The organism is Oleiphilus sp. HI0079, from assembly GCF_001635105.1.
Genome location: NZ_LWFT01001303.1, coordinates 1 through 733 on the forward strand (window position 1 = coordinate 1; position 733 = coordinate 733).

2 pseudogenes are annotated in these 733 nt (G+C 46.4%); both read left to right on the forward strand.

Features of this window, described 5'->3' with window-relative positions:
• Positions 1–206 (forward strand): annotated as a pseudogene (locus A3750_RS26555) (EF-P beta-lysylation protein EpmB); the annotation flags it as partial.
• A 172-nt stretch (positions 207–378) separates the two neighbouring features.
• Positions 379–733: pseudogene (locus A3750_RS22660) on the forward strand (GTPase); the annotation flags it as partial.

The window sequence follows — 733 nt, forward strand, 5'->3', positions numbered from 1 at the left end:
CTGAGAAGCTTTTTGCGCAAGGCGTTCTGCCCTACTACCTATTTACGCTCGATAAAGTGGCGGGAGCTGCGCATTTTGATCTCCCGCGCTCTGAGGCCAAACAAATCTACAAAGAACTCTGTGCACAATTACCAGGATTTTTGACACCTAAACTCGCTGAAGAGCAACCCGGCGATGGGAGTAAGCGGGTCTTATCCAACCACTGAAACGAGTAATCATTCAGATGCCTGATTTTTTATTTCAGAGTTTAGGGTTAGACCCGCTACATGCGGCTAAAACCCTGCTATCATAAGTAGATAGGTTAACTTTGCGATTTAGATTCTCGAACATATTTCGCATCAATATTGAAGACAGGCACCATAGGAAAATACAGCAGAGATGTTGGGTCCAGACCTCGAATTATCATTATCAATCCCGGAACAGAATCTGGGCAATTTATCTTTCGCTGACGGCACACCGGAAGCCATCAAAGCATGGGTGGCAGAGTTGCCTATGGCGAATCTGGGTGAAACATCTCGACTGCTATATTCCGCAATCAACGAGCTAAATCGCCTCGGATGTAAGCCAGGCCAAAGATCAAAAATGCTCGAAAGCCTGCGCAAGCCGATCCACTTCGCCTGCACCGAACTCTCAAAACACTTCTTAAACGGGTCTATTACTCCTCAGGAAAAACAGCGTAAGGTGATTAATCTCGTTACGAGCCTACACCTTGCCCTGACTACGGGATACAAAA